Consider the following 1,886-nt stretch of genomic DNA (forward strand, 5'->3'; position numbering starts at 1 on the left):
CAACACCAGACCCACCGCCCTGCCGGCCTGGACCGCCGCCAGGATCTGGTCGCAGCCGAACGCTTCACAGCCCGCCCCGTCGCCTTCCGGCTGCCCGATGACCAGAGTGATCTCGTCCCTGCCGGAGACATTCCGGGCATACTTCGCAGCATCGAGGGTTGTCTCAAGGTTTGTGCCGCTGTTGGCATTGTCCACGATAAGAACACCCCCTTCATGCTTTGCTGACATCCGGCCGGAAAGGGCGGTGAATGCGGCGAGCGGGGCCGGGTCGATCCCAAGCATCACCGCAGCGGTGCCTGCAAGGGCAAGAGAATTGCGGTAAGCTGGCAGGGCAAGGAGGGGGTTTTCAAACCGGTAGATCGTGCTGCCCAGCGTAATGGTGCAAACAGCGCCATCGCATTTCGCTGCATCCTGGAGGAGCACGGCCCCGTCAGATGTCTTGTCTGCAACTCTCCCCGGGAGCAGGAGGGCCCGGCAGGACCGGGCTGATGAGAGTTTTGCTTCAAGAGCTGACTTTTTTCCCGCAGCGAACCGGTAATCGCGGGAAGAGGTGATGATGCCCAATCTCCCGGCACCCGTGAGGCCAAGCGATTCTTCGGTAATCAGCCAGCCGCCGGCTTCACGGGCGAGCCGGACTGCTTCCAGCACCGAACCGGGTGTGATACTGGAGCGGGAGATGAACGTCTTTCCGGGATACCGGAAGGTTCCGGCGGAGGTATGAAGCACGCCGGGCCCGGGCAGGAGTAAGGCAAGTGCATGGGCGGTCGTGGTCTTGCCCCGGGCTCCGGTAATCTCAACCATGATCTCCGGAACATCGCGCCCAAGCAGGTGGCGGACCGCGTCATGGTGAGTGATAACCGCTGCTGTCGCGTTTTTGATCAAGGGGTGATCCGGGTCCAGATGTACGGGCGCAGTGATGAGATCATACGTTTTAGAATGTGCCTCCTCTACGCTGACCGGGCCGGTACCGCGGTACACATCAACCAGATCGACCTGGTTGCCGCGCGAGACGAACGCAGCGGCGATCGGTTGCCCGCCGTGGATCGAATCCAGCACCAGGATCTTCATACAAAAAAGGATCAGAGGGTGAGAGCCTTGTTCGCGTTCTTGACCATGAGGTCAGCGAGGAGAGGGTCGCTTCCGATGGGATCGGCGTACACGAGCGGGATGCTCTTGCCATTCAGCTGGAATGAGCCCTTCTTGACGCCCTCGGGCAGGCCAATCTCGCCGGGAATGTCCTTCTCGATGTGGACACCTTTTGCAAGGAAGAGCGGTACAACGATCAGCGCGTCGATCTGCTCAGTTTTGAATGCCTCCATCGATTCCTTGATGGTCGGCTTGTTCATGTTCATGAAGCCACACCTGACGATAAAATCATTATTTTTCGCCCGGATCATGGCCGCGGTCTTCTCAACGAGTTCCTGGTTGTAGGGCATCGTGCTCCCGTGCCCGACAAGTAACATTCCCTTCTTGCTCATGGGGGTATCTCCACTGGGTCCAGGCCCGGACTGCGTCCGTTCACCTGAAATGACGTGTTTTCGTATGCTGAAAAATCTGCATAAGAAAATACTACGTATGAAAATCTACCTGTAATCGTAATAACTTTCGTATTTGGATTAGGTGAGGATGGAAAAGCGTGCGCGTCCCTCCACTATCACTTTCGGCCTCCCCACCCAATGGTTTTATGCCCCAGCCATCGCACCGTTAGTAAATGAGTGATTTCGAGCGGGAGATCGTCCACTGCCTGAACCGGTTTTTTTTGGCAAACCACATCCAGGGATTTGCGTACCGCCTCAAGCAGCACAAGTTCACGAGCCAGTACGTAGATGTCCTTGTTGAATCGCTCAACCCGACCTATTACCTTTCGTTTGAATGCAAGTCGATTT

2 protein-coding genes are annotated in these 1,886 nt (G+C 57.1%); both read right to left on the reverse strand.

The features are described 5' to 3' along the window. Positions 1 to 1,068, reverse strand: a 1,068-nt coding sequence (gene cfbE / locus CW742_RS11530; RefSeq protein ID WP_292420529.1) for a coenzyme F430 synthase, incomplete at its 3' end; no start/stop codon positions are given. Between the two features lie 11 nt (positions 1,069 to 1,079). Continuing rightward, entirely contained in the window at positions 1,080 to 1,478 is a 399-nt protein-coding gene (gene cfbA, locus CW742_RS11535; protein ID WP_292420530.1) for a sirohydrochlorin nickelochelatase, read from the reverse strand. Positions 1,479 to 1,886: the final 408 nt, after the last annotated feature.

Origin of the sequence: Methanoregula sp., from assembly GCF_002835825.1 — an archaeon.
Taxonomy (GTDB): Archaea; Halobacteriota; Methanomicrobia; order Methanomicrobiales; family Methanospirillaceae; genus Methanoregula.

Bases quoted from the DNA above. Each gene is read 5' to 3' on its own strand.
- cfbA (WP_292420530.1), bottom strand. From the start codon at position 1,478: ATGAGCAAGAAGGGAATGTTACTTGTCGGGCACGGGAGCACGATGCCC.